Genomic DNA, 24,330 nt, shown 5'->3' with positions numbered 1-24,330 from the left:
GCCGTGCCCGGCGCGGTGCCACGCTTACGGGGCAAGAACGTGAAAAAGGCGCTGATCTGCCATCGGCTAGAATGCTGCGGCGCGGAACGGCCGTCTGGCTGGTCCGCCCTGGAGTTCCGCAACCGGCATCGACCGGCTTGAATCGCCCCAGTCGCCGCCTCGGCAGCGCTGGAGACGGCAGGCATTCGCTCGCCCCCTTTGTACGGAGAAACTCCTCCATGGTGTTTCGCATTTCCATCGCACTGATCATTGCATTGGTGCTGATCGCCGGCCTCGCGCCCGGCCCCTTCAACGACGTGATCCAGAGTGGCCTGGGCCACATCATCCGCAGCACCGGCTGGCTGTACCTGCTGGTGGTGTTCATCACGCTGTCGTTCCTGATGTACCTGGCGTTCGGGCGGCTGGGCTCGCTGCGCATCGGCGGCGAAGATGCCGAGCCGGATTTTTCCAACGCCAGCTGGATGTCGATGCTGTTTGCCGCCGGCATGGGGATCGGCCTGGTGTTCTGGGGCGCGGCCGAGCCGATCTCGCACTTCGTCAAACCGCCGGAAGGGCTGGCACCGCAGAGCATGGAAGCGGCCCGTGCCTCGATGCGCTACGCGTTCTTCCACTGGGGCCTGCATCCGTGGGCGATCTATGCGCTGATCGGGCTGGCCATGGCGTGGTTCCAGTTCAACCGCAACGGTCGCGGCCTGATCAGTGATCTGTTGCAGCCGATCATCGGCGCGCATCACCGCGGCTGGATGGGCACGGTGGTGAACGTGGCGGCGGTGGTGGCCACCGCGATCGGCGTGGCCACCACGCTGGGCTTCGGTACGATCCAGATCGCGGCCGGCCTGCACCGCGTGTTCGGCATCCAGGATTCGATTCCGGTGCAGCTGACCATCATCGCGGTGGCGTTCGTGCTGTACATGGCCTCCACCACCAGCGGGGTGAACCGCGGCATCAAGTGGCTATCCAACTTCAACCTGGGACTGGCGGCGGTATTGCTGGCGCTGGTGATGGTGCTGGGGCCCACCGGATTCATCTTCGATACGTTCACCACCACCATCGGGTCATATCTGAATTCGCTGGTGACGATGAGCCTGCGCATGTCGCCGTTCTCGGGCAGCACGTGGGTGGCCGACTGGACGATCTTCTACTGGGCATGGTGGATCGCGTGGGCGCCGTTCGTGGGCTCGTTCATTGCGCGGGTGTCGCGCGGGCGCAGCATCCGCGAGTTCGTGCTGGGCGTGGTGATCGCACCGAGCGTGCTGGGCTTCCTGTGGTTCTCGGTGTTTGGCGGCACGGCGCTGTGGTCGCAGATCTTCGGCCACGTGGACCTGGCGCAGGCGCTGGGCAATGGCTATGAGACGGTGCTGTTCACGATGTTCGACAGCCTGCCGATGCCGATGGTGCTGTCGGTTGTCGCATTGGTGTTGTTGATCATCTTCTTCGTGACCTCGGCCGACTCGGCGGTGCTGGTGCTGGCCACGATGTCCACCGAGGAGGCGGGCGATCCGCCGTTGGCGCGGCGGATGGTGTGGGGGGTGGCGATCGCGCTGATTGCCGGCGTGTTGCTGCTGGCCGGTGGGCTGACCGCGCTGCAGGGCATGATCACGATTGCAGCCTTGCCGTTCGCGCTGTTGATGCTGCTGGTGATGTGGTCGCTGTACCGGGTGCTGGACATGGAATACGCGTTGCAGCGCCGGCGTGCGCAGCGGGCGCGGCGGATGATGGACGCATGGATCGAGCGGGAGATCGCCGCGCAGGAAGAGACGCGGGATGAGGCGGCGCGGGCGCCGTAGTTTGCCTCGGCCATGATGCCCCGGTTGGGTCGGGGTGGATGGGAGTGCGGGACACGCCGTAAACCCCGCTTCGCGGTCCGGCCCAGCCGCTGGCGGCTGTGCGTTCGACCGCATGCGAGGCAGTGCCTCGCAAGCAATGCGCTCTCACCCCTGGGGGCTCGTGGGCGCCATCCATGGCGCCCAACGGTCCCGCACTCCCATCCACCCCGCCCCTGGACACATGGCGGGCGGTGTGGGGAGAGCAGCCGACCAACGGTCGGCTCTACCGTTGCTCCGCCAATTGCATAGCGGGGCGGCGTTGTCGCCGATCATTGCCGCGCGTTGCGCGGCCAGCCGACCAACGGTCGGCTCTACCCCGCCGCGTTGGTTTAGTAGCCTGCGGCCTGGCCGTCTTTGCGGCTTTCTGAGGCGCCGTAGTACACGCCGGTGTCCGGGTCGCGCAGGATGGCCTGGTAGCCGCCGTAGGGACCGTCGGCGAAGGTGACGCGGTGGCCCTTGCGCATCAGCGCGCGTACCGTTTCGTACGGGAAGCCGGTTTCCAGGTTGACCTCGCCGCCGTCGCTCATCGCCGTGGCCTGCCCGGTCGGTTCGGTCGAGCCTTCGTGCTGGATGCGCGGCGCATCGCCGGCTTCCTGCAGGTTCATGCCGAAGTCGACCATGTTCATCACGATCTGCGCGTGCCCCTGCGGCTGCATTGCCCCGCCCATCACCCCGAAGCTCATCCAGGGCTTGCCGTCCTTGGTCACGAAGCCGGGAATGATGGTCTGGAACGGGCGCTTGCCCGGCGCGTAGCCGTTCGGGTGGTCCTTCTGCAGGACAAACATCTCACCGCGGTCCTGCAGGATGAAGCCCAGCCCCGGGGGTGCCATGCCACTGCCCATGCCGCGGTAGTTGGACTGGATCAGCGACACCATCATCCCGTCCGCGTCGGCGACGGTCATGTAGATCGTGTCGCCTTCCTGCAGCTGCTTCGGCGTGCCCGGCTGCACTTCGCGCAGGGCCTTGTCCATCGAGATCAACGCACGCCGCTGCGCCGCGTAGCCCTTCGAGACCAGCCGTTCCACCGGTGCCGGGTGGAATGCCGGGTCGGTGTAGAAGCGCGCGCGGTCGGCGAAGGCCAGCTTCTTGGCTTCCACGAACAGGTGCACGTGTTCGGGCGAGCCGAAGGGGATTTTCGAGAAGTCGTAGCCCTCCAGCACGTTCAGGATCTGCAGCGCCGCGATGCCCTGGCTGTTGGGCGGCAGCTCCCAGACGTCGTAGCCGCGGTAGTTGCTGCTCACCGGTTCCACCCACTCACCGTGGTGGCTGGCCATGTCCTCGTAGCTCAGGTAGCCGCCGTTGGCCTTGAAGTAGCTGCCGATGGTGCGGGCGATGTCGCCCTTGTAGAAGGCATCGCGGCCACCGCGGCCGATCTGTTCCAGGGTGTTGGCCAGGTTTGGGTTCTTCCACATCTCGCCCTTGCGCGGTGCATGCCCGTTGACGGTGAACTGCTCCTTGAAGCCCGGGTACTGCGACAGCTTGGGCACCGAGCGGTCCCAGTAGTAGGCGATCACCTCGGCCACCGGATGGCCCTCGCGGGCGTAGCGGATGGCCGGGGCCAGGTTGTCGGCCATCGGCTTGCGGCCGAAGCGCTCGTGCAGCGCGAACCAGCCGTCCACCGCGCCCGGCACCGAGACCGGCAGCGGGCCGGTGGCCGGGATCTCCTTCAGGCCGCGGCGCTGGAACTCGGCCAGGGTGAGCGACTTGGGCGACCGGCCCGAGCCGTTGTAGCCGTAAAGCTTCTGGGTCTTCGGGTCCCACACGATGGCGAACAGGTCGCCGCCGACACCGTTGCCGGTCGGCTCCATCAGGCCCAGCGCGGCGTTGGCGGCGATCGCCGCGTCCACGGCCGAGCCGCCGCCCTTCATCACATCCAGCGCGATCTGGGTCGCCAGCGGCTGCGAGGTGGCGGCCATCGCGTGCGGGGCGATCACTTCCGAGCGTGTGGCGAAGGGATGGCCGGTGACGCGGTCGGCGGCACTGGCGGCGATGGGAAGGGCACACAGCACGGCGGCGGCAAGCAGGCCGCGGGCAAGACGTCGGGACACGGGGGGGTTCCTGATGGGTGGTAGCCACACCGATAGTGGCGGCAGAGCGGCCGCGATGGCATCCCACAATGGTCATGCCACGCACGGAATCGGCGACGAAATCCGCGCAGAACGTGCCTGCAAAATAGTGAATTCGGGTTCACCGCAACGCTTTCAACCGCAACCATCCTTGCGTAGCGGGGCTTTGCGCTGGATGCAGGCGAAACTGTTGGAAATATGCCCGCCAGGGTTGACAGCCTTAAAACGGCTGTGGTTTTCTCGATCTCATGTTGCAGCGCACAGCCATCCGCGAATCCATCGAGCACGCCGACACCGGCGGGGCGTCGATCCGTTCGCTTCTTGTCCTCGTACTTATTACCCAACCAACAGGTGCGGGACGGACCGGCGTGTAAGCAAGACTGCCAGGTATCCATCAAAACCCGCACCCACCCAGGTGCGGGTTTTTTCGTTTCAGAGCCCCCTCATTTTCCTCCCCCTTCCCGAGTTGCCCTTCCCGCCATGACCCGCCCGTCCGCCACCACCGTCTTCACGCCCACCGCCCCCACGGCGGATGCGTGCGGTTGTGGCGCTGCGCGTGCCACCCCTTCCCCTGACTGGCCGACGCGTCGCTGACCGTCGGCCATCTTTTTATTTCCGCCAAAGGACCTCCCCCATGAGCACCAACGACCTGCCCCAGATCAAGATCGCTGTTGTCGGCTACGGCAGCCAGGGCCGCGCCCACGCACTGAACCTGCGTGAATCCGGCTTCGACGTTGTCATCGGGCTGCGCCCGGGTGGCCCCACCGAGGTCAAGGCGCAGGCCGATGGCTTCACCGTCAAGGCCCCGGCCGAGGCGGTCAAGGATGCGGATCTGGTGGCCGTGCTGACCCCGGACATGGTCCAGAAGAAGCTGTACGAGGACGTGCTCGCCCCGAACATGAAACAGGGCGCGGTGCTGCTGTTCGCGCATGGTCTGAACGTGCATTTCGACATGATCAAGCCGCGCGACGACCTGGACGTGGTGCTGGTCGCGCCGAAGGGCCCGGGTGCGCTGGTGCGCCGTGAGTACGAAATCGGCCGGGGCGTGCCGTGCATCTGGGCGGTCTACCAGGACAGGAGCGGCAAGGCCGCCGAGTACGCGCTGGCCTATGCGGCCGGCCTGGGCGGCGCACGCGCCAACCTGATCCAGACCACGTTCAAGGAAGAGACCGAAACCGATCTGTTCGGCGAGCAGGCAGTGCTGTGCGGCGGTGCCTCGGCGCTGGTCCAGGCGGGCTTTGAAACGCTGGTGGAAGCCGGCTACCAGCCGGAAATCGCCTACTACGAAGTCCTGCACGAACTGAAGCTGATCGTGGACCTGTTCTACGAAGGCGGCATCACCCGCATGCTGGAATTCATCTCCGAGACCGCGCAGTACGGCGACTACGTCAGCGGCCCGCGCGTCATCGATGCCGGCACCAAGGCGCGCATGAAGGACGTGCTGACCGACATCCAGAACGGCACCTTCACCAAGAACTGGGTGGCCGAATACGAAGCGGGCCTGCCCAACTACAACAAGTTTAAGCAGGCCGACCTGGAGCACCCGATCGAGAAGGTAGGCAAGGAACTGCGCGCCAAGATGGTCTGGTTGCAAAGTCAAGCCGCGTAACCGCGCGGCTCCCCCACCCGCTTTCGTAAAGGTCACCGCATGAACACCTCCGCACACAGCACCGCGCCCCGCAACGGCGCACGCTGGTTGACGCAGGCCCTGGAAGCCGAGGGCGTGCACACGCTGTTCGGCTACCCCGGCGGCACCATCATGCCGTTCTACGACGCCCTGGTGGATTCAGGGCTGAAGCACATCCTGGTCCGCCACGAACAGGGCGCGGCCCTGGCCGCCAACGGCTATGCCCGCGCCAGCGGTCAGGTCGGCGTGTGTGTCGCAACGTCCGGCCCCGGCGCGTCGAACCTGGTCACCGGCATCGCCGATGCGATGCTGGATTCGGTGCCGATGGTCTGCATCACCGGCCAGGTCGCCACCCCGCTGCTGGGCACCGACGCGTTCCAGGAACTGGACGTGTTCGGTCTGACCATGCCGATCGTCAAGCACAGCTGGCTGGTGCGCTCGGTGGACGACCTGCCGCGCGTGGTCAGCGAAGCCTTCCGCATTGCCCGCGAGGGTCGCCCCGGGCCGGTGCTGATCGACCTGCCCAAGGACGTGCAGATCGCCGATGCCTCGCACCTGCCGGCGCACGCGCCGGCCACGGTGAGCCCGCCGCCGGCACCGCAGCAGGAGGCGGTGGCCCAGGCCATTGCCGCCATTGCCGCCGCCGAAAAGCCGGTGATCTACGCCGGTGGCGGTGTGGCGCTGGGCGATGCGGTGGAGGACTTCCGTGCCTTCGTCGACGCCAGCGCGATCCCCACCGTGCTGACCCTGCGCGGGCTGGGCGCGCTGCCGCCGCAGCATCCGCACTACCTGGGCATGCTGGGCATGCACGGCACCCGCGCCGCCAACATGGCCGTGCAGGAAAGCGACCTGCTGATCGTGGTCGGCGCGCGTTTCGACGACCGCGCCACCGGCAAGTTGAACGAGTTCGCTCCGTTCGCGCGGGTCATCCACATCGACGCCGATGCGTATGAGATCTCCAAGCTGCGCAGTGCCGACATCGCCGTGCCGGGCAACGTGGGCAATGCGCTGCGTGCATTGACCGCCGCAGCCACCACGCCGGCGTCGCAGGAGGCCTGGCGCAAGCGCTGCGGCACCCACCGCGAGCGCTTCGCCGCCCGCTACGACGCACCCGGCAAGCACATCTACGCCCCGGCGCTGCTGAAGCGACTGAGCGAGCTGGCGCCCAGCGACGCGATCATTGCCTGCGATGTGGGCCAGCACCAGATGTGGGTGGCCCAGCACTGCCGCTTCAACCACCCGCGCAACCACCTGACCAGTGGCGCACTGGGCACCATGGGCTTCGGCCTGCCGGCGGCGATGGGCGCGCAGTTCGCCTGCCCCGACCGCACTGTGGTGCTGGTGTCCGGCGATGGCAGTTTCATGATGAACGTGCAGGAGCTGGCCACCATCGCGCGGTGCCGCCTGCCGGTGAAGATCGTGCTGCTGGACAACAGTTCGCTGGGCATGGTGCGCCAGTGGCAGGAGCTGTTCTTCGCCGAGCGATACAGCGAGATCGATCTGTCCGACAACCCGGACTTCGCCGCCCTGGCCCAGGTGTTCGGCATTCCCGCCACCCGCATCGAGGCCCGCGACGACGTCGAGGGCGGCCTGGCCGCGCTGCTGGCCCAGCCGGGCCCGGCGTTGCTGCACGTGGCCATCGATGCCCGCGCCAACGTGTGGCCGCTGGTGCCGCCCAACAACGCCAACAGCACCATGCTGGAAAGCAACCCTGCCCATCAGTCCCAGGAGTTCCCCAATGCAATACCGGCTTGACCTGGTGCTGGTTCCCGCCGAGGGCGCGCTGCTGCGCGTGATCGGCATGGCCGAACGCCGCGGCTTCGCGCCGCGTGCGATCGCCGGTGCGCCCAACGCGGCCGACAACGGCCGCTGGCACCTGCAGATGGTGGTGGACAGCAGCCGTCCGCCGGAAACCCTGTGCCGCCAGATCGAGAAGATCTACGACTGTGTCTCGGTGCGCATCAGCGCGCTGGAACCCGGAGTATCCGCATGAACGCCCGCACCGTTGCATCGGTGCCGGTACGGAGGTCTCTTCTTGGTCGTGCGTCGCACCGTGCGCCGTCGCAGCGCGTACCGCGCCGCGACGATCACCATGGCCGGGTGCGTGATGCCGGCTAGCCGTACCCCGCAGGAACCGGACGTAGGCGACGTAAGCGTCGCCGATGTGTTGGCCGCGCAGGCGCGGCTGCGCCGCTATCTGCCGCCCACGCCGCTGCACTACGCCGAGCGCTTCGGGGTGTGGCTGAAGCTGGAAAACCTGCAGCGCACCGGCTCCTACAAGGTGCGCGGCGCATTGAACGCGCTGCTGGCCGGGCGCGAACGCGGTGACGACCGCCCGGTGATCTGCGCCTCGGCCGGCAACCACGCCCAGGGCGTGGCCTGGGCCGCCTACCGCCTGAACATTCCGGCGATCACGGTGATGCCGCACGGCGCACCGGCGACCAAGATCGCCGGCGTGGCCCACTGGGGCGCCACCGTGCGCCAGCACGGCACCAGCTACGACGAGGCCTATGCCTTCGCACGTGCGCTGGCCGACCAGCACGGCTACCGCTTCCTGTCCGCGTTCGACGACCCGGACGTGATCGCCGGCCAGGGCACCTTGGGCATCGAGCTGGCGCCGCATGCACCTGATGTGGTGATCGTGCCGATCGGCGGCGGTGGCCTGGCCTCCGGCGTGGCGCTGGCGCTGAAATCGCAGGGCGTGCGCATCGTCGGTGCACAGGTCGAAGGCGTCGATTCGATGGCCCGCGCCATCCGCGGCGACATCCGGGAGATCACCCCGGTGGCCACCCTGGCCGACGGCGTCAAGGTGAAGATTCCCGGCTTCCTGACCCGCAAGCTGTGCAGCGCGCTGCTGGACGATGTGGTGATCGTGCGCGAGGCCGAGCTGCGCGAAACCCTGGTGCGGCTGGCCCTGGAAGAACACGTCATCGCCGAAGGCGCAGGTGCCCTGGCGCTGGCGGCCGGCCGCCGCGTGGCCGGCAAGCGCAAGTGCGCGGTGGTCAGCGGCGGCAACATCGACGCGATGGTGCTGGCCCAGCTGCTGGCCGACATCCGCCCGCGCCCCCCGCGCAAACCCCGCCGCCGTGCCAGCGAGCGAACGCGACTACCGCTGCCCACCGCGCTCGCCCCACCCAAGATTCCCGCTGCTTCCCCTTCCTTTGTGACCCCATCCGACATCGCTGTCGAGGAGACCTCCTGGTGACCACGCCCAACTCCCCCCGCATTAGAATTTTCGACACCACCCTGCGCGACGGCGAGCAATCCCCCGGCTGCAGCATGACCCCGCCGCAGAAGCTGGTGATGGCCCGCGCCCTGGCCGAGCTGGGCGTGGACATCATCGAGACCGGCTTCCCGGCCAGCTCGCAGTCCGACCGCGAAGCCATGACGCTGATCGGCCGCGAACTGCGCCAGACCACCTTGGCGGTGCTGTCGCGCTGCCTGGCCACCGACATCGAAACCTCGGCCAAGGCGCTGGAGGCGGCCGCCCATCCGCGGCTGCACCTGTTCCTGTCGACCAGCCCGCTGCACCGCGAGCACAAGCTGCGCATGAGCCGTGAGCAGGTGCTGGAATCGGTGCACAAGCACGTCAGCCTGGCCCGCGGTTACGTGGACGACGTGGAATTCTCCGCCGAGGACGCCACCCGCACCGAAGAAGACTTCCTGATCGAAGTGGCCCGCGTGGCCGTGGCCGCCGGTGCCACCACCATCAACCTGCCCGACACCGTGGGCTTCACCACCCCCGAAGAGATCCGCGGCATGTTCCAGCGGGTGATCGCCGGGGTGCCCGACAGCGACCGCATCATCTTCAGTGCGCACTGCCACAACGACCTGGGTCTGGCCGTGGCCAACTCGCTGGCCGCCATCGAAGGCGGCGCGCGGCAGGTGGAGTGCACCATCAACGGCATTGGCGAGCGCGCCGGCAACTGCTCGCTGGAAGAGATCGCCATGGTGCTGAAGGTGCGCAACGCCTTCTACGAGGAAGACACCCGCATCAACACCCCGCGCATCGTGTCCACCTCGCAGCTGCTGCAGCGCCTGGTCGGCATGCCGGTGCAGCGCAACAAGGCGATCGTGGGCGCCAACGCATTCGCGCACGAGTCGGGCATCCACCAGCACGGCATGCTGCGCCACCGCGGCACTTACGAAATCATGCGCCCGGAAGACGTGGGCTGGGAATCCTCGCAGATGGTGCTGGGCCGCCACAGTGGCCGCGCCGCGGTCGAACAGCGCCTGCGTGCGCTGGGCTTCTGTCTGTACGAGGAAGAACTGAAGCATGTCTTCGAGCAGTTCAAGGCGCTGTGCGAACAGCAGCGCGTGGTCACCGACGCCGACCTGCAGGTGTTGATGCAGGGCAGCGCCACCCAGAACGGCTACCGCCTGGCGTCGATGACCATCAGCGACGTGGGCAGCCGCGCCAACGCCCTGGTGGAGCTGTCCGACCCGGACGGCAACCGCGTGGCCGAAACCTCGCAGGGTGATGGTCCGGTGGATGCGCTGTTCGGCGCGCTGTCGGCAGCCACCGGCGTACAGCTGATGCTGGACAGTTACCACGTGCACAGCGTGGGCATCGGCGCCGATGCACGCGGCGAGGCCAACCTGAGCGTGCGCCACGAGGGCGTGGAGTACGAAGGCACCGGCACCAGCCGCGACATCATCGAAGCGTCCGCACTGGCCTGGCTGGACGTCGCCAACCGCCTGCTGCGCCAGCGCAACGCCACCGCCGAACAACCCGCGGCCAGCGCCGCGGCATAAGGAGTTTCCATGAGCGCCTTCGACAGCTTCGACACCCCCGGCATGGATGCCCACCCGTGGAACGCCCACGACTACGCCATCGACGCCGGCTTCGTGCCCGTGCTCGGCGGCGCGGTGGCGCGGCTGCTCGATCCGCAGCGCGGTGAGCGCATCCTCGACCTGGGCTGCGGCGACGGCGTGTTGAGCTTCGACCTGGCCCTCAGCGGCGCGCACATCACCGGCGTGGACGCCTCGCCGGAACTGATCGGCGGTGCGCGTGCACGCGGCATCGAGGCGCACGTCATGGATGCCCATGCCATGACCTTCGACCGCCAGTTCGATGCGGTGTTCAGCAACGCCGCCCTGCACTGGATGCGCGGCGCCGATCAGGTGATCGCCGGCGTCGCCCGCGCCTTGAAGCCGGGCGGCCGCTTCGTCGCCGAGATGGGCGGGCACGGCAACGTGGTGGCCATCACCAGCGCGCTGCAGGCCGCCCTGTGCAGCAACGGCCACGCGGTGCCGGCGTTCCCGTGGTACTTCCCCACCGCCGACGACTATGCCGATCGCCTGCGCGCGCACGGCTTCCAGGTGCGCTACATCGAGTCACAGGTGCGTCCCACCGCACTGCCCACCGGCATGCGCGGCTGGTTGCGGACCTTCGCCTCCCCGTTCCTGGCCGGTCTGGACGCCACGCAGCGCCAGCGCGTCGTCGACGCGGCAGTTGCGCTGCTCGAACCGACCCAGTGCGACGGGCGCGGCCAGTGGACCGCCGATTACGTGCGGCTGCGCTTCGACGCGCGCCTGCGCACTGTTTGATCCATCTTTGACACGCACACAGCAAGGCCATTCCATGACCCCAGCTCCCCGCACCTTGTACGACAAACTGTGGGACGCCCACATCGTCGTGCCCGAATCGGACAGCGCGCCCGCCGTGCTGTACATCGACCTGCACCTGATCCACGAAGTGACCTCGCCGCAGGCCTTCACCGAACTCCGCGAGCGCGGCCTGGCGCCGCGCCGCCCGGACCGGACCAAGGCCACCATGGACCACTCCACCCCCACCCTGCCGGCCGGCCCAGACGGCAAGCTGCCCTACGCCAGCGCCGCCTCCGAAGCGCAGGTGGCGATGCTGGCGCGCAACTGCGCCGCGTATGACATCGAGCTGTTCGACCTGCAGTCGGCCAATCGCGGCATCGTGCATGTGATCGCGCCCGAGCAGGGCTTCACCCAGCCGGGCATGACCATCGTCTGCGGCGACAGCCACACCTCCACCCACGGTGCCTTCGGCGCGCTGGCGTTCGGCATCGGCACCAGTGAGGTCGGCCACGTGCTGGCGACCCAGTGCCTGCTGCAGCGCAAGGCCAAGACCATGGCCATCACCGTCGACGGCGTGCTGCCGGTGGGCGTGGGCGCCAAGGATGTGGTGCTGCACATCATCGGCGTGATCGGCGTCAACGGCGGCACCGGCCACGTGCTGGAGTTCCGCGGCAGCGCCATCGAGGCGATGGACATGGAACAGCGTATGACGTTGTGCAACATGTCCATCGAGGCCGGCGCCCGCGCCGGCATGGTCGCTCCCGACCAGACCACCTTCGACTGGGTCGCCAATACCCCGCGCGGACCCAAGGGCGCCGACTTCGATGCCGCCGTGGCCGCCTGGTCGCAGCTGCGCAGCGATGCCGGCGCGCGCTTCGACGTGGAGGTCCACATCGAGGCCGCCGACATCCGCCCCACCCTGACCTGGGGCACCCACCCCGGCACGGCGATCGCGGTGGACCAGCCGATCCCGGCGGCCAACGATGCCGCCGACCAGAAAGGCCTGGACTACATGCACTTCCACGCCGGGCAGACCCTGGCCGGCACCCCGGTGGATGTGGTCTTCGTCGGTTCGTGCACCAACGGGCGCCTGAGCGACATGCGCGAAGTGGCGCAGGTGCTGCAGGGCCGCCGCGTCGCCGACGGCGTGCGCATGCTGGTGGTGCCCGGTTCGGAAATCGTCAAGCGCCAGGCCGAGGCCGAAGGCATCGATGTGGTGGTGCGCGCCGCCGGTGCCGAATGGCGCGAGCCGGGCTGCTCGATGTGCATCGCCATGAACGGCGATCTGGTCGCCCCGGGCCAGCTGGCGGTGAGCACCAGCAACCGCAACTTCGAGGGCCGCCAGGGCCCCGGCTCGCGCACGCTGCTGGCCTCGCCGATGACCGCGGCCTGGGCCGCGGTGAACGGACGCGTGTCCGACCCACGTGAACTGTATGTCGCCCAGGAGGTGGCCTGATGAGCGGCTTCCGTACCCTGACCTCGACCAGCGTGGTGCTGCGCGAGACCAATATCGACACCGACCAGATCATCCCGGCGCGGTTCCTGTCCACCACCGAGCGCGCCGGCCTGGGCAAGCATGCCTTCAACGACTGGCGCTGGCAGAGCGAGGGCGTGCCGAACCCGGCATTCGCCTTCAACCAGCCACACAACGCCGGGCGCAGCATCCTGCTGGCCGGGCGCAACTTCGGCTGCGGCTCCTCGCGTGAGCATGCGCCGTGGGCACTGACCGACCTGGGCCTGCGCGCCATCGTCAGCAGCGAGATCGCCGATATCTTCCGCGGCAATTCGCTGAAGAACGGCCTGCTGCCGATCGTGCTGGACGAGGCCGATGTGCAGACCCTGATGCAGCGCCCGGATGACGAACTGACCATCGACGTGGCCGCGCGCGAACTGCGCACGCCCGATGGACGCGTGTATGCCTTCCCGCTGGACGGCTTCTCGCAGACCTGCCTGCTGGAAGGCGTGGACCAATTGGGGTATCTGTTGGGTCGTACCCCTGACATTGAACGTTACGAGAGTGAACATGCACGCTGAGATTGTCGTATTGCCGGGTGACGGCATCGGTCCGGAAGTCGCCGCCGCCGCCGTCGCGGTGCTGGAAGCCGTCGCCACCCGTTTCGGTCACACCTTCGGGTTCCAGGAACACGATATCGGGGGCATCGCCATCGATCGCCACGGCGAGCCGCTGCCGGCCACCACGCTGGAGGCCTGCCGCAAGGCAGACGCCATCCTGCTTGGCGCGGTCGGCGGCCCGAAGTGGTCCGACCCGAATGCCAAGGTCCGCCCGGAGCAGGGCCTGCTGGCGATCCGCAAGGCGCTGGGTCTGTACGCCAACCTGCGCCCGGTGCGCACGCACGCGGCCGCGCTTGGCGCCTCGCCGATCAAGGCCGAACTGCTGGAGGGTGTGGACTTCGTGGTCGTGCGTGAGCTGACCGGCGGCATCTACTTCGGTGAGAAGACCCGCACCGCCGACACCGCCAGCGACCTGTGCAGCTACAGCGTGGGCGAGATCGAGCGCGTACTGCGCACCGCGTTCCGCCTGGCCCAGACCCGCCGCGGCAAGGTCACCTCGGTGGACAAGGCCAACGTGCTGGAAACCTCGCGTCTGTGGCGCGATGTCGCCGCGCGGATCGGCCGCGAGGAATTCCCGGACGTTGCACTGGAACACCAACTGGTCGATTCGATGGCCATGCACCTGCTGGCCAAGCCGCGCGAATACGACGTGATCGTGACCGAGAACATGTTCGGTGACATCCTTACCGATGAAGCCTCGATGTTGGCCGGCTCGCTCGGTCTGCTGCCCTCGGCGTCGCTGGGCGAGCCCGGCGCAGTGGGCATCTACGAGCCGATCCACGGCTCGGCGCCGGACATCGCCGGCAAGGGCATTGCCAATCCGTACGCGACGATCTTCAGCGCCGCGATGCTGCTGCGGCATTCACTGGGGCTGGACGACGAGGCTGCTACGGTCGAGGCCGCGGTGTATGCCGTGCTGGATGACGGCGTGTTCACCGCCGATCTCGCCGCCAAGGGTTTTGCGGTGAGTACCGCCGCAGCAACCGACGCGGTCCTTGCCAAGCTGCAATGATCGTCACGAACGCGGCCTGAGGGCCGCGTTCGTGTGTCTACATCCCGCACGGCCTCCCTGTCCCGTCGGCCACGTCGCAGCCAGCGGCCGGCCCCCAACAAGGAAAGCCTTTGAACCCTCGTTCCTCTGCCGACTTTCTCGCCCACGTGGCCCAGCGCGATCCGCATCAGCCGGAGTTCCTGCAGGCCGTCAAAGAAGTGATCCAAAGCCTGTGGCCGTTCCTGGAGCGCAATCCCCGCTACCTGGAACATGGCCTGCTGGAGCGGCTGGTGGAGCCCGAGCGGGTGATCCAGTTTCGCGTGGCCTGGGCCGATGATGCCGGCAAGATCCATGTGAATCGCGGCTGGCGGGTGCAGCACAGTTCGGCGATCGGCCCGTTCAAGGGCGGCATGCGCTTTCATCCGTCGGTCAACCCGTCGATCCTGAAGTTCCTCGCGTTCGAGCAGACCCTGAAGAACGCGCTCACCACTCTGCCGATGGGCGGTGGCAAGGGCGGCTCGGACTTCAATCCCAAGGGCCGCAGCGACACCGAGGTGATGCGCTTCTGCCAGGCCTTGATGCTGGAGCTCCATCGCCACCTCGGTGCCGACACCGACGTGCCCGCGGGCGATATCGGCGTGGGCGCGCGCGAGGTCGGCTACATGGCCGGCATGATGAAGAAGCTCACCAACAATGCCGCCTGCGTGTTCACCGGCAAAGGGCTCTCCTACGGTGGCAGCCTGATGCGCCCGGAGGCGACCGGCTTCGGCACGGTCTACTTCGTCGAGCAGATGCTGCACCATGCCCGCCGCGATACCGATGGCGCGAAAGTGCTGATTTCCGGCGCTGGCAACGTGGCCCAGCATGCGGCGATCAAGGCCATTGAACTGGGCGCAAAAGTACTCACGCTCTCCGATTCCGGCGGCACGCTGTACGCCCGTGACGGCTTCGACGAAGCGGGCCTGCAGGAGGTGATGGAACTACGCAACGAACGTCGCGGCTGCCTGTCCGAACTGGCTGATGACACGCGCTTCGAGTACCTGGACGGCAAGCGTCCCTGGCACATCCCGGCCGAGATCGCCCTGCCCTGCGCCACCCAGAACGAGCTGGACGAAGACGATGCCCGCGCTTTGGTCGACAACGGCGTGCTGTGCGTGGCCGAAGGCGCCAACATGCCCGCCACGCTGGAGGCGGTGGAGGTCTTCCTCAAGGCCGGCATCCTGTACGCCCCGGGCAAGGCCAGCAACGCCGGTGGCGTGGCCACTTCAGGGTTGGAGATGAGCCAGAACGCGCAGCGCCTGTCGTGGCATCACGCCGATGTCGATGAGCGTCTGCACGGGATCATGAAGGATATCCACGCCAACTGCGTGCGCCACGGCAAGCGTGCCGATGGCAGTGTGAACTACGTCGATGGCGCCAATATCGCCGGCTTCGTCAAAGTGGCCGATGCGATGCTGGCGCAGGGCGTTTACTGAAGGCGGACCGTTGAAGAGGCGCGGCGGTGTTCATCCGCTGCGCCCTGCGGCGTGTCGTGCCGCAGCGGTCAGTGCACCGAGAGAATGTCGCTGGTCATGCAGCCGGCCAGCACCGCGCCGCTGTCGGTGGGTATGACGCTGAACGCCCGCACGCGCGTGTATCCGGAGGACGCCTCCCGCGTTGCTTCGCGCATCCAATACCCCTCTGCATGCCGATCCGCCGGGCCCAGGCCGGCGGCATCGAGCACCGCCCTCAGCGGCGCATCGCCCATGTCCGCCGCGAAGTAACCTCCATAGGCGAGGACGAGCGACTGCGCAGGCAGACCCTTCAACGCCACCGGCTGCTCCAGCGTGACGACCACGACGGGAATCTCCTGGCCATCGGCATGGTACTCACGCTCGGCGACCGCGCTTACATTGTCCGGCCATGCCAGCGGCGACAGTTCCGAGACACGCTCCCACAGGTTGGCGATGCGCCGCATGGCAGCGTCGTCCGCCCGACATTCGAGCGCGGCGCCCATATCATCCGCCGTGGCCGTCTCGCGCAATCGGGGCGGAATGCGCGCCTCGCGCATCGGACCCGGGTAGTCACAGCCCACCCGATAGCCCTCACCATCGCTGCTCACCACGATCGCACCGGGCGATGACGTGTTGACGGCTGTAGGGGGCGCTGACCACACCTGAAACGGCTCACGCAACGTACTCGACCGACGCCGCAGTCCGTTGCCGCTGACAATGCGCGCACGCTGCCCGGCATCGATGGGAATCGAAAAGCCCCTGTCATCCGCCAGCAGGCGGCGTGTTGTGATGCCGTGCACCGTCAACGCGGCCGGCATGTCGATGAAGGTCGTCATGTCCTCCTCGTCACTGCTGCGTGTGAAGCCCCAGCCCTGCAGATAGGCCGGACGCTCCTGCGGCGAGCCGTATCGTGCGCCCCGCAGCGCCGTCGTCACCGCCTCCACCGTCGCCGGTGAGGCACGGCATTCCAGGAGCTCGACGAGATCGCGCTGGAAGCTGGCGGCAGTGTTCGCCTCCGCTGGCGGCGCGACGGCCATCAACAAGGCAACGGCCGCAACAGAAGCGAACAGAGAGGAAAAACGAAGCGACATCATGCGCGACCGAAGAGAATCCGGTGTGCATTGTGCGCTCGCCAGTACCGCGAAGACGACAGGCATTCGCGTCAGGCTGAAAGAATGAAGCCGGCCATCGGCCGGCTTCATCGTCCATCAACCTTCGCTGGTCCTGGCCTCGTCCGGCTTCACCCGGAACCATGCCGCATACAGCGCCGGCAGGAACACCAACGTCAGCACGGTGCCGACGATCAAGCCGCCCATGATCGAGATCGCCATCGAGCCATAGAACGCACTGCGCGACAGCGGGATCATCGCCAGCACCGCGGCCAGCGCGGTCAGCACGATCGGGCGGAAGCGGCGCACGGTGGCGTCGATGATGGCGTGCCATCGATCGTGCCCGGCATCGATGTCCTGCTGGATCTGGTCGATCAGGATCACCGAGTTGCGCATGATCATGCCGGCCAGCGCGATGGTGCCCAGCAGCGCCACGAAGCCGAACGGCGCGCGGAACAGCAGCAGGAACAGGGTCGCGCCGATGATGCCCAGCGGCGCGGTGACCAGCACCATGGCCGCACGCGAGAAGCTGCGCAGCTGCAGCATCAGCAGCGTGGCCACCACGATCAGGAACAGCGGCATGCCGGCCTTGATCGAGTTCTGACCGCGCGCCGAGTCTTCCACGGTGCCGCCAGTCTCCAGCAGGTAGCCCGACGGCAGCTGTGCACGGATGCCGTCCAGGGTGGGCAGGATCTGCTGCACCACGTCCAGCGGCTGCATGCCATCGCCGATATCGGCGCGCACGGTCACCGTGGGGAGTCGGTTGCGGTGCCAGATGATGCCGTCCTCGAAGGCATACTCCAGGCGCGCCACCTGCGACAGCGTCACCGGGGTGCCGCTGGCGGTGGGAATGGCCAGGCTGCCGAGCAGGCCCAGCTGGGCGCGCTCGTTGTCCGGCCCGCGCAGCAGCATCTCGATCTGGCGGTTGCCTTCGCGGTAGGTGCTCACGCTCATGCCCGAGAGCGAACTGCTCAGGAACTGGCTCACCTGCGCGCTGCTCACGCCCAAGGCGCGGGCACGGTCCTGGTCGATCACCAGCCGCACCACCTTGCTCGGCTCGCTCCAGTCCAGGTTGACGTTGATCACGTGCGGGTTCTCGCGCACCTTGGCCTCGACCTGGCGGGCAATGGCCTGCACCTGCGCGATGTGCTCGCCGGAGATGCGCATCTGCACCGGGTAGCCCACCGGCGGACCGTTCTCCAGGCGGGTCACGCGCATCTGCACGTCAGGGAACTGCTTGATCACGTCCTTCATCAGCCAGTCGCGGGTGGACTCACGGGCCTTGGCGTCGGCGGTGAGCACCACGAACTGGGCGAAGTTGGTGGCCGGCAGCTGCTGGTCCAGCGGCAGGTAGAAGCGCGGCGAACCGGTCCCCACGTAGGCCACGTAGTTGCTGATGCCCTCGCGGCCCTTCAACAGCTTTTCCAGCTTGCTGGCCTGGGCCTGGGTGGAGGCCAGCGATGCACCTTCGGCCAGCTCGATGTCGACCATCAGCTCGGGCCGGGTCGAATCGGGGAAGAACTGCTGCGGCACGAAGCGGAAGATCGCCAGCGAGAAGATGAACAGCGCAATCGTCGCGCCGATCACCCACCAGCGGTGACGCAGGCACGTATCCAGGAAGCTGCGGAAGCGGGTGTAAAACGGCCGCTGGTACGGATCATGGTCGTGCGCATGCTCGGTCGGCTTGATCCAGCGCGCGAACGCCGGGTGGCGGTCGGCCCACTGCAGGCGGCGGGCGTGCCAGCGCCCGGCCAGGCTGGTCGGCTTGGGCGGCTGCCGGTTGAACAGGTCCGGCAGCATCTTGTCGCCCAGGTACGGAATGAACAGCACCGCGGCAATCCACGACACCACCAGCGCGATGGTCACCACCTGGAACAGCGAACGGGTGTACTCACCGGTACTCGATGCCGCGGTGGCGATCGGCAGGAAGCCGGCGGCGGTGATCAGCGTGCCGGTGAGCATCGGGAAGGCGGTGGATTCCCAGGCGAAACTGGCCGCGCGCAGGCGGTCGTAGCCCTGCTCCATCTTGGTGGCCATCATCTCCACCGCGATGATCGCATCGTCCACCAGCAGGCCCAGCGCCAGCACCAGCGCGCCGAGGGAAATCTTGTGCAGGCCGATGCCGAAGTAATGCATGACGAAGAACGTCATCGCCAGCACCAGCGGAATGGTCACGCCCACCACCAGGCCGGTGCGCAGGCCCAGCGAGAAGAAGCTGACCAGCAGCACGATCACCACCGCTTCGGTGAGCACCTGCACGAACTCGCCCACCGACTCTTCCACCGCGTGCGGCTGGTCGGACACCTTGCGCAGCTGCATGCCGGCAGGCAGGGTCTTCTGCAGGCGCTCGAACTCGGCGTCCAGGGTGGCGCCGAGCTTCAGGATGTCGCCGCCGTCCTTCATCGCCACGGCCAGGCCGATGGCGTCCTCGCCCATGAAGCGCATCTTCGGCGAGGCAGGATCGGCGAAGCCGCGCTTGACCTGCGCGATATCGCCCAGATGGATCGTGCGCTCGCCGGCCTGGATCGGGAACCGGCGGATGTCCTCGATGGAATCGAACTGGCCGGTCACGCGCAGCTGTACGCGGTCGCTGGGGGTCTCAAAGAAGCTGGTGGCACTGACCGCGTTCTGGTCGGCCAGCGCCTGCTGCACCTGCTGCAGCGACACGCCCAGCGTGGCCAGCTTGGTGTTGGACAGCTCGATCCAGACCTTCTCGTCCTGCAGGCCCACCAAGTCGATCTTGCCGACGTCCGGCACGCGCTGCAGTTCCAGCTGGATGCGGTCGGCGTAGTCGCGCATCACCGCGTAATCGAAGCCCTTGCCGGTCAACGCGTAGATGTTGCCGAAGGTGTCGCCGAACTCATCGTTGTAGAACGGCCCGACGATCTCGCGCGGCAGCGTGGCGCGGATGTCGCCCACGCGTTTGCGCACCTGGTACCACAGGTCCGGAATCTGCTTGGAGCGCAGGCTGTCGCGCGCCATGAAGATCACCTGCGACTCGCCCGGACGCGAGTAGGACCGGATGAACTCGTATTCACCGGTGTTCATCAGCGCTTTTTCAATCGGCTCGGTCACCTGCCGCGAGACCTGCTCGGCGGTGGCGCCGGGCCACATCGTGCGCACCACCATCGCCTTGAAGGTGAACGGCGGATCCTCGGACTGGCCCAGGTGCTTGTACGACCAGGCGCCGATGACCGCGAACGCGAGCATCGCAAACAGCACCAGCGGGCGGTTGCTCAACGCCCATTCGGAAAGATTGAAGCGGCGCACGGCTCAGTGCCCCTTGCCGGCGGCAGCAGGCGCGGCCGCCGGTGCCAGCACCGGGCGGTTCTGGCGGTCCACCGGGGTCACCACTTGGCCCTCGCGCAACAGGTGACCGCCGGCGGCGACCACCCAGTCGGTGCCGGTGACACCGGTCAGCACCGGCACCGCGTCGGCACCGTAGGCACCCGCCGTTACCGGGGTGGCCTTGAGCGCGCCGTTGGCCGGGTTCACCACCCACACGCTGGCCGTGCCGTCGGCGCCACGCAGCACCGCCGCCAGCGGCAGCTGCAGGGTGCCGCTGCGGCCGGCGCGGGCGAACACGCGCGCGCTCTGGCCCAGTTCCACTTCGCTCAGCGCTTCGGGCGCCAGGCTGACCCGGGTGGCGTAGGTGCGGGCCTGCGCATCGGCGGCCGGGGCGATCTCGCGGATCGTGCCGGGCAGCAGCTGGCCCGGGCGGTTCCACAGTTCCACCTGCACCGCCTGGCCCACCTGGTAGTCGCGGATGCTGCTTTCCGGCAAGGCGATCAGCACCTCGCGCCCGCCATCGGCGGCCAGGGTGAACACGGTCTGCCCCGCGCTCACCACCTGCCCGGCTTCGGCCTGGCGGCTGGCGATCACGCCGTCGGCGGGGGCGCGCAGCTGCGCGTAATCGGCCTGGTTGCGGGCCACGGCCAGGTTGGCGCGGGCGGCATTGGCCTGGCCCTGCGCGGCCTTGAAGGCGGCGGTCTGCTGGTCCAGCGCCGAGCGGCTCACCAGCTGGTCTTCGGCCAGCTTGGCGTAGCGCTTCTGGTCGTCGCGGGCGCGCACCAGGTCGGCATCGGCGGCGGCCAGCTGGGCCTGCGAGGCGGCGGCCTGGGCGCTGTAGTCGGCCGCGTCCAGTTCGGCCAGCAGCTCGCCCTTGCGCACGCGCTGGCCGGCATCGACCAGGCGCTTGACCATGTTGCCTCCCACCCGGAAGGACAGCTGGCTCTCCTGGCGGGCATGCACCTCACCCGGATAGGCAGCCGCTTCCTGCCCGGCCACGGTGCCCGGATGCACCACCAGGACCGGAATGGCAGCCGACGGCTCGGCATCCTGCTTGCCGCACGCCGCCAGCAGCACCACCAGCAAACCACCACCCAACCAACGCATGCTTTTCATGAGGTACAGGACCTGAGAAGAAATCCGGGAAAATTCGCGCCGGCAACATACTGTTGCAGCACGGCTAATAGTGAACCAGCCGGTATAGTATAAATATCGAACCGATTGGTCTAGTATTGTTTGGATGACTGATCCGACCGCCCCCGTTGCCCCTGCCAAGCCCGCCGCCAAGGCCTCCGGGCCGGGGCGACCGAAGGACCTGGGCAAACGCGCGGCGATCCTGGAGGCGGCCAAGGCCCTGTTCGTGGACCAGGGCTACAACGGGGTGAGCATGGACAGTATTGCCGCCCAGGCGGGCGTGTCGAAGCTGACCGTTTACAGCCATTTCGGCGACAAAGAGACGCTTTTCACCGAAGCTGTGAAGTCGACCTGTGTGGCCATGCTGCCCGACGCGCTGTTTGTCACCGACGCCGAAGGGCCGTTGCACGACCAGCTGCTGGGCATCGGCCACGCCTTCTTCAGCATGATCACCTCGGCCGAGGCGGTGGCCGTGCAGCGGGTGATGATGGCCCCGGAAACCGACGACCGCCTGCGCGAGATGTTCTGGGTGGCCGGCCCGCAACGCACCACCGACGCCCTGGCCGAGTTCCTGCGCGCCCGCGTGGCCCGTGGCGAGCTGGAGATCGAGGACTGTGAAACCGCCGCGCTGCAGTTGATGACCCTCATCAAAGGCGAGCTGCATACGCATATGATGTGCGGGCTGCGACCGACCCCGGCCGACTGCGACGCCGATGCCCACGTGAGCGCCAGCGTCGACTTCTTCCTGAGGGCGTACGCGCCGCGCCCCACGGCGTGAGAACAACATGAATGGACCGGAGGTCGCGGTGACTTCCGGCACTGCGACCCCGGCGCGACGGCAGCGATGCTCTCAGCGCGCCGCCGGCTCCCGGCACCGGTAAAATGGCCGGCCCACTGCGCTGGAACTAGAAACCTCATGACGATCGATTACTCCCACGCCCGCGAACTGATGGTCGAACAGCAGATCCGTCCCTGGGACGTGCTGGAGATCCGCGTGCTCGATGTACTGGCACGCCTGCCGCGCGAAGCGTTCGTCGCTGAATCGCACAAGGCCCTGGCGTATGCCGACATCGAACTGCCGCTGGGCTTCGGGCAGAAGATGATGAAGCCGGTCATCGAAGGCCGCACCCTGCAGGCGCTGGATCTGCAGCCGGGCGACGAAGTGCTGGAAATCGGCACCGGCAGCGGCTACCTGAGCGCCTGCATGGGCGAACTGGCCCGCGAAGTGCTGAGCCTTGAAATCCAGCCGGAACTGGCTACCGGTGCGCGTGCGCGCCTGGATGCCGCCGGCCTGGGCAACAACGTGCGGATTGAAACCGCCGATGCCCTGACCTGGGACACCGAGCGCCGCTTCGACGCGATCTGCGTGACCGCCGCGGTGGACACCATCCCGTCACGTTTCACCCAGTGGCTGCGTCCCGGTGGCCGTCTGTTCGTCATCCGCGGCCAGTCGCCGGTGATGGAAGCGGTGCTGGTCAAGGCCGACGGCAGCACCGAGTCGCTGTTTGAAACCGATATCGATTACCTGCGCGGTGCCGCTCCGGCGCCCCAGTTCCAACTCTGAGTCCAAGGAAGCCGCAATGATCCGCCGATCCCTCGCTATTGCGCTGGCCGCCGCCCTGCTGCCGATGACCGCCTCTGCCGCCGACCTGCTGCAGGTCTACGAAATGGCGCGCAATGGCGACCCGCAGCTGTCCGCGGCTGAATCGACCCGTCTGTACGACAAGGAAGGCGCCGTGCAGGCACGCGCCGCGCTGCTGCCGCAGCTCAATGGTGAGGCCGCGCTCAACCGCAGCCGCAGCGACGACCGGGGCTTCAATACCGGCACGTCCACCACCAAGCGTCGTACCTACACGATCAACGGCACCCAGACGTTGTTCAACTTCAGCCAGTTCGCCAACCTGCGCTCGCAGCGCGAACTGAGCCAGGCCGCCGACTTCACCCTGGACTCGGCCAACGACAGCCTGATCGTGCGCACCTCGGCGGCGTACTTCAACGTGCTGGTCGCAATCGAATCGCTCACCGCTGCGCAGACCAACGAAGCAGCGGCCAAGAAGCAGTTCGACTTCGCTGACAAGCGCCTGGAAGTGGGCCTGGCCCCGATCACCGACGTGCATGAAGCGCGCGCCCAGTACGACCAGGCCCGCGCCAACACCATCGTCGCCCAGAACACCCTGGCCGACAGCTACCAGGCCCTGACCGAGTTGACCGGCCAGCCGGTGGCCGACCTGCGCGCCCTGCCGGCCGACTTCCGCCCGGAACTGCCGGCCAAGTACGCCCAGATCGACCAGCTGGTCGGTGAAGCGGTGGCCCAGAACCCGGCGCTGAAGGCGCAGGAACTGAAGGTCAGCGCGGCCGAGTCCGGCGTGTCGGCCGCTCGCGGCGGCCACTACCCGACCCTGTCGCTGGGCGGCAGCTGGGGCAAGAGCGCAACCTGGGGCGATTCCAACGTCGGCAGCGGCGGTGCATTCAACCCCGACCTGCGCACCAACAGCGTCGGCCTGACCCTGAGCGTGCCGATCTTCTCCGGCGGTGCCACCCAGTCGGGCGTGCGCCAGGCACTGGCCCAGCGCGACATCGCGCAGGACGGTTACGAGCAGCAGAAGCGCGCCCTCGACCGCAACACCCGCAATGCCTACCAGACCCTGGTGGCCGGCATCAGCGAAGTGGAAGCGCGCCGCCTGGCCGTGGTCTCGGCACAGAGCGCCTACGACGCCTCGCAGGTGGGCCTGGAAGTGGGTACCCGCACCGTGCTGGACGTGATCCAGAACCAGCGCATCCTGTTCTCGGCGCAGCTGGACTACGCCAACGCGCGCTACACCTTCCTGCAGAACCGTCTGCAGCTGGGCCAGGCCGTGGGCACGCTGGACATCGCCGAACTGCAGGACATCAACCGCCTGCTGACCCAGGCAGCCGCTACGCCGAGCACCCAGGTCAACTGATCTGCCGCAACAGCGTTGGATGAAAAACCACCCGCATGCGGGTGGTTTTTTTTTGGTTCTTCGCCCATACGCGGGGTAAGCAGGATGGTGCCTTGGCGCTTTCCAAGCGCAGCCGTCGGCGGGTCGGGCGCTGGGCCCCCATGCCCTTTCCGGCGAATGTCCTCCGGCGTCGGCCTGCGGCCGCCCCCTCCCCCTTTATTTCGCCTCCAAGGGCATGGGGACCCAGCGCCC

The 24,330-nt window shown here is 67.6% G+C and carries 18 protein-coding genes; 14 read left to right on the top strand and 4 right to left on the bottom strand.

What is annotated here, in order from left to right; all coding sequences use genetic code 11:
- Nucleotides 1-218: 218 nt before the first annotated feature.
- On the top strand, nucleotides 219-1,787 hold the full coding sequence (locus AC1DCJ_RS13060) for a BCCT family transporter (protein WP_478071140.1): 1,569 nt from the start codon (nucleotides 219-221) through the stop codon (nucleotides 1,785-1,787).
- A 368-nt stretch (nucleotides 1,788-2,155) separates the two neighbouring features.
- On the opposite strand, the gene ggt is transcribed toward AC1DCJ_RS13060, so the two are convergent.
- Nucleotides 2,156-3,850 carry a gamma-glutamyltransferase gene (ggt, locus tag AC1DCJ_RS13055; protein WP_392732978.1) on the bottom strand — a complete coding sequence of 565 codons (1,695 nt, stop codon included), beginning with the start codon at nucleotides 3,848-3,850 and terminating at the stop codon, nucleotides 2,156-2,158.
- 676 nt (nucleotides 3,851-4,526) lie between these two features.
- On the opposite strand from ggt, the gene ilvC reads away from it, so the two are divergent.
- The 10 genes from ilvC (at nucleotide 4,527) to gdhA (ending at nucleotide 15,608) form a co-directional block, all read left to right on the top strand.
- The gene (ilvC, locus tag AC1DCJ_RS13050; RefSeq protein WP_038686400.1) at nucleotides 4,527-5,501 is read left to right on the top strand and encodes a ketol-acid reductoisomerase; all 975 of its coding nucleotides are present in this window, start codon (nucleotides 4,527-4,529) and stop codon (nucleotides 5,499-5,501) included.
- Nucleotides 5,502-5,540: 39 nt separating this feature from the next.
- The gene (gene ilvG / locus AC1DCJ_RS13045) at nucleotides 5,541-7,274 is read left to right on the top strand and encodes an acetolactate synthase 2 catalytic subunit (protein ID WP_137190280.1); all 1,734 of its coding nucleotides are present in this window, start codon (nucleotides 5,541-5,543) and stop codon (nucleotides 7,272-7,274) included.
- Complete coding sequence (locus AC1DCJ_RS13040; protein ID WP_038686396.1) at nucleotides 7,258-7,512, top strand: ACT domain-containing protein; 255 nt, start codon at nucleotides 7,258-7,260, stop codon at nucleotides 7,510-7,512. Before ilvG ends, AC1DCJ_RS13040 begins: the two co-directional genes overlap by 17 nt.
- A 114-nt stretch (nucleotides 7,513-7,626) precedes the next feature.
- Nucleotides 7,627-8,724 (top strand): threonine dehydratase, encoded by a 1,098-nt coding sequence (locus AC1DCJ_RS13035; protein ID WP_038691847.1) that lies wholly within the window; start codon nucleotides 7,627-7,629, stop codon nucleotides 8,722-8,724.
- Nucleotides 8,721-10,274, top strand: coding sequence for a 2-isopropylmalate synthase (locus tag AC1DCJ_RS13030; RefSeq protein ID WP_394343867.1), 1,554 nt, complete (start codon nucleotides 8,721-8,723; stop codon nucleotides 10,272-10,274). Before AC1DCJ_RS13035 ends, AC1DCJ_RS13030 begins: the two co-directional genes overlap by 4 nt.
- Nucleotides 10,275-10,283: 9 nt before the next feature.
- On the top strand, nucleotides 10,284-11,069 hold the full coding sequence (locus tag AC1DCJ_RS13025) for a class I SAM-dependent methyltransferase (protein ID WP_478071139.1): 786 nt from the start codon (nucleotides 10,284-10,286) through the stop codon (nucleotides 11,067-11,069).
- 34 nt (nucleotides 11,070-11,103) lie between these two features.
- Entirely contained in the window at nucleotides 11,104-12,525 is a 1,422-nt protein-coding gene (gene leuC / locus AC1DCJ_RS13020) for a 3-isopropylmalate dehydratase large subunit (RefSeq protein ID WP_478071138.1), read from the top strand.
- Nucleotides 12,525-13,103: a 3-isopropylmalate dehydratase small subunit gene (gene leuD, locus AC1DCJ_RS13015; protein WP_038686391.1), complete on the top strand. Its 579-nt coding sequence runs from the start codon at nucleotides 12,525-12,527 to the stop codon at nucleotides 13,101-13,103. The genes leuC and leuD overlap by 1 nt, the downstream gene beginning before the upstream one ends.
- A complete protein-coding gene (leuB, locus tag AC1DCJ_RS13010; protein ID WP_313209155.1) occupies nucleotides 13,093-14,154 on the top strand; it encodes a 3-isopropylmalate dehydrogenase in 1,062 nt (353 codons plus the stop codon). The genes leuD and leuB overlap by 11 nt, the downstream gene beginning before the upstream one ends.
- A gap of 110 nt (nucleotides 14,155-14,264) precedes the next feature.
- Nucleotides 14,265-15,608, top strand: coding sequence for an NADP-specific glutamate dehydrogenase (gdhA, locus tag AC1DCJ_RS13005; protein WP_478071137.1), 1,344 nt, complete (start codon nucleotides 14,265-14,267; stop codon nucleotides 15,606-15,608).
- Nucleotides 15,609-15,676: 68 nt separating this feature from the next.
- On the opposite strand, the gene AC1DCJ_RS13000 is transcribed toward gdhA, so the two are convergent.
- Genes AC1DCJ_RS13000 through AC1DCJ_RS12990 form a run of 3 tightly spaced genes read right to left on the bottom strand, consistent with a single transcriptional unit; the run spans nucleotide 15,677 to nucleotide 21,139 of the window.
- A complete protein-coding gene (locus AC1DCJ_RS13000) occupies nucleotides 15,677-16,828 on the bottom strand; it encodes a hypothetical protein (protein WP_478071136.1) in 1,152 nt (383 codons plus the stop codon).
- A gap of 6 nt (nucleotides 16,829-16,834) precedes the next feature.
- A complete protein-coding gene (locus tag AC1DCJ_RS12995; protein ID WP_448136453.1) occupies nucleotides 16,835-20,005 on the bottom strand; it encodes an efflux RND transporter permease subunit in 3,171 nt (1,056 codons plus the stop codon).
- 3 nt (nucleotides 20,006-20,008) lie between these two features.
- On the bottom strand, nucleotides 20,009-21,139 hold the full coding sequence (locus tag AC1DCJ_RS12990) for an efflux RND transporter periplasmic adaptor subunit (protein ID WP_478071135.1): 1,131 nt from the start codon (nucleotides 21,137-21,139) through the stop codon (nucleotides 20,009-20,011).
- Between the two features lie 124 nt (nucleotides 21,140-21,263).
- On the opposite strand from AC1DCJ_RS12990, the gene AC1DCJ_RS12985 reads away from it, so the two are divergent.
- The 3 genes from AC1DCJ_RS12985 (at nucleotide 21,264) to AC1DCJ_RS12975 (ending at nucleotide 24,099) form a co-directional block, all read left to right on the top strand.
- A complete protein-coding gene (locus AC1DCJ_RS12985; RefSeq protein ID WP_137190289.1) occupies nucleotides 21,264-21,935 on the top strand; it encodes a TetR/AcrR family transcriptional regulator in 672 nt (223 codons plus the stop codon).
- A 138-nt stretch (nucleotides 21,936-22,073) separates the two neighbouring features.
- A complete protein-coding gene (locus AC1DCJ_RS12980; protein ID WP_137190290.1) occupies nucleotides 22,074-22,721 on the top strand; it encodes a protein-L-isoaspartate O-methyltransferase family protein in 648 nt (215 codons plus the stop codon).
- 16 nt (nucleotides 22,722-22,737) lie between these two features.
- Complete coding sequence (locus AC1DCJ_RS12975; protein WP_128097808.1) at nucleotides 22,738-24,099, top strand: TolC family outer membrane protein; 1,362 nt, start codon at nucleotides 22,738-22,740, stop codon at nucleotides 24,097-24,099.
- Nucleotides 24,100-24,330 lie beyond the last annotated feature (231 nt).

The organism is Stenotrophomonas sp. 10N36, from assembly GCF_056395005.1.
The sequence above is the reverse complement of the archived record's forward strand: the minus strand, read 5'-3'. Positions and strand labels throughout refer to the sequence as shown.